Source organism: Ferroglobus sp., from assembly GCF_015521575.1.
Classification (GTDB): Archaea; Halobacteriota; Archaeoglobi; order Archaeoglobales; family Archaeoglobaceae; genus Ferroglobus.
The window spans coordinates 1-5,897 of record NZ_WANY01000272.1; the positions used below are offsets into that span (position 1 = coordinate 1).

Below are 5,897 nucleotides of genomic sequence, written 5' to 3' on the forward strand. Positions count from 1 at the left end.
CCTTTTCGCAAGCTCCCCGTAAAGCTTTTTCCCGACGAAGAACTCTATTATCTCGTCGGCTTTCTTTTCAACATCTATGTCCGCGAACCTCTCCGGATAGAGTACCTTTCCGATGAAATAGGCGTCTGCCAAGGCTATTTCGACGTTCGTCCAGTAGAAGTTAAAGGGCAAAATTCCGTAGATCCTGCCTTCCCTGAATGCCTTAAGGGACATGTAGAACTCTTTATTCTTTTCAAAGTCAGCTTTTACCAAGTGTAAGTTACCCTCATCAATGAAAATCACGTCCGGGTCCCATTCAAGAAGTTTCTCCTTATCGACGAAAATTATTCCCTTGACGTTCGCCTCGCAAACCACGTTTTTCGCATGCAATACTGTCAGCGGAGGAAAATCGCACTGAGTAGATTCTATTCCGTGTCCACCCTTGTAACTTAACGCCCCAACATAAACTCTTAACTTCTTATCCTCCGGAATACCTTCGGTTCTCCTCTCAAGATCCCTTACTGTTTCTTTTAAAAATTTAACAATTTCCTCGGCTCTTTCTTCTTTGTCAAGTATTTTGCCAACGAGCGTTATCGACCCGATAAAGGCTTCGTCATCGAATTTACCAAAAGATCCGTAGCTGACAACAACCGTTGGAATTCCCGTCTTTTCCTGAATGCTATCAGCAAGTTTGGGATTTGCCGTGACAAATATTACATCCGGATTCAATTCGGCGATCTTCTCAAGATTTGGAACCGGATTTGGTCCGCCCTTGCCGATAACAGGTAGTTCGGAAAATTCTGGATGTGCCATTCTGTAGGGTCTTCCCGCTGAATCCCAGTAAATTTCCGCATCCTCCACTCCTACAACTTTGTCCGCTGCGTTTAGGTAAACTACGAACCTCAAAGCCCCGGGACCTATTGCCACCACCCTTTCAACTTTCTCGGGAACTTCCACGGTTCTTCCAGCCATGTCAACGATTTTTACGAAACTCCTCTCAACCTCACTCTTTTCGGAGCATCCGGATAGTAAGAGGAGTAAAACGAGAACGGGCAAAATTTTTCTCATTAAATCACCTCTTCAAACTTGCTATCCGAAAACTTTACGATTCCCCTACCCACTACTCCGTAAAACTCACCCCTGCATTTTAAGCACAGTCCGTCTTTAACTCTGGTTTTCATCACGAGTTCACCACACCCGTTGCATTTTACGCTCTCAAAAATTGGTGCCCTCTCGATTGGCGAAAACCTTACCCTCTCTATCTTGAAAATTTCCCTTGGGGCTTCAATTATTTTCCAACTTATCTCCTCCCATAACTCTGCTAACTTTTCCTCCTCCTCTTTACTTGCCTCCCTCCTCACAACAACTTTTCTGAAAAGCTCTTCAACATCTTCGCTAAAATACATCTCGCTCACTTTATCAGCATCAACGTAAACCCTTACGCCTTCCCAGTCCCTTCTTCTGACGAGGGTGAAAGCGTTCTTTCCGACATCCAAATATATCAAGCTATTATTCCCGAATGTGCATCCAGTGGCAACCTGAACTCCGTCAGCAAAGCAGTTGTTGCACTCAACAACCGCTAAAACATCTTCCCCTATACTTTCCAGCCCAACTCTCGCTATTCCAAGCTCTTCCATGGCAATCTGAGAAGCTCTCACCCCAAGAGCCAAAAAGGGACATACATGTCCGTGAAAATCCTTAGCCTTTTTTAAGATATTCTTAACATCCATAGCATCGGTTGTGTTACTCAGAAAATAAAACTTATGATTTTATTTTAAGAAAGTTAACAGTGATAAGATAATTAAGAGAGGACAAATTCCTCAACCTTCCCAAGATTTCTTATTATCTCCATCTGCCTTAAACTCAGTTTCCTCGCCTCTTCCACGTTACAATCCTTGATAATCTTCCCTCTTTCCATGTACTTTTTGATAAGTGGCTCCTTACCTTTTGGAGCCTCTTCTCTGAACAACCTCATTTCATCCTCAAGTTTCTCCCAGTCCCTGTAAACCTGCTTCATTCCGCTTCTCTTTCCCCTCTTAGCAACGAACTTTCCTTCCCTCTCCACTATATCGAGGCTGAAATCTATCGGTGGAGCGCCGGCTATAGAAGTGCCGACACCAAAAGCGTCAACGATGTCTCTCAGCTCGTAAACGTCCTTAGCATTAACTCCCCCGCTCAAAACTATCCTCACGTTTTCTTTACCCCTGATTTTTAGCTCCCATCTAACTTCCTCGATTATTTTTCTTATATTTCCTCTCCTGCTGCTCGGAGTGTCGAGTCTGACGGCATCAACCCTCTTTACGTTCTCAACAGCCAATATGGCTTCGGTTTTTTCGTCGAAGTAGGTGTCTATCAGCATCGTTCTCGGGACTTTTTCATCAACGATTTCATCGTAAGCTCTCCAAGCTTCAACTTGGTTTCCGAACGAAATTATCAGTGCGTGGGGCATCGTTCCAACGCTCTCTATTCCAAGGTACTTCTCAGCGGCATAATTGCTCACTCCATCAACTCCACCGATGTAAGCAGATCTTTCTATGAAAGCAGCTAAAGCAGGATGCTGCCTCCTCGTTCCGAACGATAGAACTCTTTTATCTCCAGCAGCAAGCTTCGTTCTGAAGGCTTCGGTGGCAACCCCGGAAGCGTGGCAGATGAAGCCAAGTAGAGCGGTTTCAAACCTTGCAAAATCTAAATACCTTCCGACAATGGTTAAAACCGGTTCGTGGGGGAAGAAAAGAGTGCCTTCATCCATCGCGTATACGTCGACGTTTATTCCCTCCAAAAGCTTTAGAGCGTCGTTTAACCCGGCGAAAATTCCCCAAGTCGAGGCTGTAACTTCGGCAACAACAAGAGGATTTTTTCCCTTCGCTTTCAAAACATTCTCCGTCCAGATGAAGTACTTGTCCGTCGTCAAACCGTTTTTTATATCCTCATCCCTAACGATCAGAAACATGTTCCTCACACTCGCACGGGATTTTGTTGCACTTAACGCACTTGTAAGGATACTTTTTCAAGACTTCTTTTTCCACGTCAACTCCAAGTATGTTGGCTAAACTAACCAACCAAGCAAACACATCTGCTATTTCCTCTCCTACATTTTCGCCTTTTCTTATAGCTTCAGCCAACTCACCAACCTCTTCTACGAACCAGATGAAGGTCTTGTCTAATCCCCTCTTCTTATCCTTTTCGAAATAAAGGTCTTTTATTAATTTCTGAAACTCAGATATCTTCACAGCCGAAGCTTATGGTTTCTGTTTTAAACACTTTGCTTACCGATATGTAAAATCTATTAATGCCCTTCGTTCAAGAATATCCATGAAGTTCGTGATTTCCGAAAGCGCTCCTAAGCCAGCAGGACCTTACAGCCATGCAGTGGTGGTTGAAAAGTTCGTGTTTGTCTCGGGGCAGATACCAATAAGAGAGAATGGAGAAATTCCGGAAAAGTTCGAAGAGAGGGTTAAGACCGTTATAGAAAACGTTAGAGTAATTTTAAAAGACGTTGGTCTTGATCTGGAAAACGTCGTCAAAGTTACGGTTTACTTAAAAGATCTGTCGAAGTTTAATGAATTCAACAAGGTTTATGAGAGATACTTTAAAAACAAGCCGGCAAGATCTGTTATAGGAGTGTCAGATCTTCCGAAAGGTGTTGACATAGAAATGGAAGTTGTAGCTTTCAGACCCTGACAGGAATCCCTTTTTCTTTCAAATATCTTTTCAACTCTTCTATTTCCACTTCTCTATAGTGGAAAATGCTCGCAGCCAAACAAGCATCAGCTTTTCCTACTGTGAACGCTTCGTAGAAGTGTTCCGGCTTTCCAGCTCCTCCGGAAGCTATAACCGGAATTTTCACCTCTTCGCTTATTTTCCTCGTTATCGGAATGTCGTAACCAATCTTCGTCCCGTCCCTGTTCATCGAAGTTAGAAGAATTTCGCCAGCTCCAAGCTCTTCCACTTTTTTAGCCCATTCAACAGCATCGATGCCAGTGGGCTTTCTTCCCCCGTAGATCACAACCTCGTACCAAGCTTTCCTTCCGTCCTCAAGCTCGACAAAGTACTTACCTTTGCCGAGATCGAAATTCCTTCTACAGTCTATCGCCACAACTATGCACTGACTTCCGAACACTTCAGCAGCTTCTCTAACAAACTCCGGATTCTTCACAGCTGCGGTATTAATCGAAACTTTATCCGCTCCGGCGGAAAGCATTTCGTTTATGTCCTCGATACTTTTTATCCCTCCACCAACAGTTAAAGGGATAAAAACTTCTTCTGCGGTCCTCTCTATAACATCAACCATAGTCTTCCTTCCGTGAGCTGAAGCTGTGATGTCCAAGAAGACGAGTTCGTCCGCTCCTTCCTCATCGTACCTCTTCGCCAATTCCACTGGATCTCCAGCATCCCTCAGATTTACGAACTCAACTCCCTTAACGACTCTCGCTCCTTTTTCATCGAGCGTGACATCCAAGCAAGGGATAATCCTCTTGGCAAGCACTAATACCTCACCTCGAAGTTTTCGAATTCTCCCTTGTACTCTTCCTCAATCACCTCGACGTTTTTAACTATTGCCGATTTTGGACCTACCTTTAAAGCCGATATCAGTTTTTCTATCTGCTCTTCCTCCCCTTCAGCGACAACAAGAACTCTACCATCGTTGAGATTCATGACGTAACCCCTGACGCCAATTTCTCTCGCAACTTTTTTAGTGAAATACCGGAATCCCACTCCCTGTACGACACCGCTAACATAAACTCTGACTCTCTTCATTTCACTACATCTCTCTTTACTCTGCATTATATAGTTGTTGATTCAACGCTCGATTATCAATTCATATTGCTGTTATCTTTTTCTAATTTCGCCTATAACTTAACAAAGTGTAATCAGAGAAGACGATTTTAGCGATGTAGAAAAATTTATTTATTATTCCATCCAATGGAACAACATGGCAGTCGTGCACGTTGTGTTCGTGGGTGGCGATGCGGAGAAGGTGATGGAAAGCATAAAGGCAAGCGGATATCCGATACACAAAGCGTATTTAGTTTACTACGCAGATGTTAAAAGCGTGGCAGAAAAGCTGAAAGACGTTTTAAAGGTGCTGATCGACGTCGAAATGATTGAGGTTAACCAGTACGAAGTTTTTGAATCAATGCTAAAGGTTCTTGAAGCAATTAGAGGGGATCTAAAGGCTGGTAACGACGTTTACATCAACATCACCGAAGCTCCAAAGACGCTAACTATTTCCGCCTACATAGCTGCTCAGGTTTCGGGAAGCAAGCTTTACACGGCAATGCCGAAGTACGAGGAAGGAAAGGAGGTCGGAATTGAAAGGGTCATTGAGATACCTGTTCCTCCGATGAAAAAAGTTTCCGAAGACAAACTTGAAATCCTGAAGGTTATCGAAGCAAACGGAGGAGAGGTAGAGTCGATAAACAAGCTGATAGAACTTCTTGAAGGTAGAACGACCGATCACAAGAAGTACATGGCACAGAGAGCAAGAATGAGCTACCACCTCAGAGGACTGGAAGAGGACGGACTCGTAGAGACGAAGAGGGTAGGAAAGAACGTGAAGATCTCGCTGACGGTTTTAGGAAGAGCCGTAAATCTGGTGAACTAAAAAATTTTAACTTTAACCTTTTTTACTCTCCTATAAAATCCAGAAGTGTTTTTCTTTTAAAGAAGCTCGCAACCTTCCTAATGTCTTCTTCGAAGTACTCCTTCAGCTGCGGTTTGTACAGAACTGCCGCTGGATGATACGTCGGAATAATCTTTACTGTCTTTCCGTCAAGTTCTGCTTCGAAAATCTTACCTCTATCAGCGGATATCCCTCTGAATTTCTTACCGAAAAAGTTCAGTATCTCCCTTGCTGAATGTCTTCCGAGGCAAACTATCACGTCCGGCTTTATTTCGTAGAGTTGTCTTATGAGATA

9 protein-coding genes are annotated in these 5,897 nt (G+C 43.6%); 2 read left to right on the top strand and 7 right to left on the bottom strand.

Annotated features, from left to right (window positions below):
* From F7C14_RS10925 to F7C14_RS10940, 4 genes are all read right to left on the bottom strand, one after another.
* The coding region (locus tag F7C14_RS10925) for an iron ABC transporter substrate-binding protein (protein ID WP_290902861.1) at window positions 1-1,047 on the bottom strand (1,047 nt) is incomplete at its 3' end.
* Entirely contained in the window at window positions 1,047-1,709 is a 663-nt protein-coding gene (locus tag F7C14_RS10930) for an FmdE family protein (RefSeq protein WP_290902864.1), read from the bottom strand. The genes F7C14_RS10925 and F7C14_RS10930, both read right to left, overlap by 1 nt.
* A gap of 71 nt (window positions 1,710-1,780) precedes the next feature.
* The gene (locus F7C14_RS10935; protein WP_290902866.1) at window positions 1,781-2,929 is read right to left on the bottom strand and encodes a nicotinate phosphoribosyltransferase; all 1,149 of its coding nucleotides are present in this window, start codon (window positions 2,927-2,929) and stop codon (window positions 1,781-1,783) included.
* Window positions 2,913-3,209, bottom strand: coding sequence for a MazG nucleotide pyrophosphohydrolase domain-containing protein (locus tag F7C14_RS10940; RefSeq protein WP_290902868.1), 297 nt, complete (start codon window positions 3,207-3,209; stop codon window positions 2,913-2,915). The genes F7C14_RS10935 and F7C14_RS10940 overlap by 17 nt, the downstream gene beginning before the upstream one ends.
* A gap of 82 nt (window positions 3,210-3,291) precedes the next feature.
* Here F7C14_RS10940 and F7C14_RS10945 point away from each other — a divergent pair, with 82 nt between their 5' ends.
* Window positions 3,292-3,660, top strand: a complete 369-nt coding sequence (locus tag F7C14_RS10945; RefSeq protein ID WP_290902870.1) for a RidA family protein — start codon at window positions 3,292-3,294, stop codon at window positions 3,658-3,660.
* On the opposite strand, the gene hisF is transcribed toward F7C14_RS10945, so the two are convergent.
* Window positions 3,650-4,465 carry an imidazole glycerol phosphate synthase subunit HisF gene (gene hisF / locus F7C14_RS10950; RefSeq protein ID WP_290902872.1) on the bottom strand — a complete coding sequence of 272 codons (816 nt, stop codon included), beginning with the start codon at window positions 4,463-4,465 and terminating at the stop codon, window positions 3,650-3,652. The genes F7C14_RS10945 and hisF overlap by 11 nt on opposite strands.
* Window positions 4,465-4,737, bottom strand: coding sequence for an acylphosphatase (yccX, locus tag F7C14_RS10955; RefSeq protein WP_290902874.1), 273 nt, complete (start codon window positions 4,735-4,737; stop codon window positions 4,465-4,467). Before yccX ends, hisF begins: the two co-directional genes overlap by 1 nt.
* A 175-nt stretch (window positions 4,738-4,912) precedes the next feature.
* Here yccX and F7C14_RS10960 point away from each other — a divergent pair, with 175 nt between their 5' ends.
* Window positions 4,913-5,584: a DUF6293 family protein gene (locus tag F7C14_RS10960; RefSeq protein WP_290902876.1), complete on the top strand. Its 672-nt coding sequence runs from the start codon at window positions 4,913-4,915 to the stop codon at window positions 5,582-5,584.
* A 22-nt stretch (window positions 5,585-5,606) separates the two neighbouring features.
* On the opposite strand, the gene F7C14_RS10965 is transcribed toward F7C14_RS10960, so the two are convergent.
* Window positions 5,607-5,897 (bottom strand): uracil-DNA glycosylase family protein (locus F7C14_RS10965; RefSeq protein WP_290902879.1); only part of this gene is annotated, 291 nt, incomplete at its 5' end.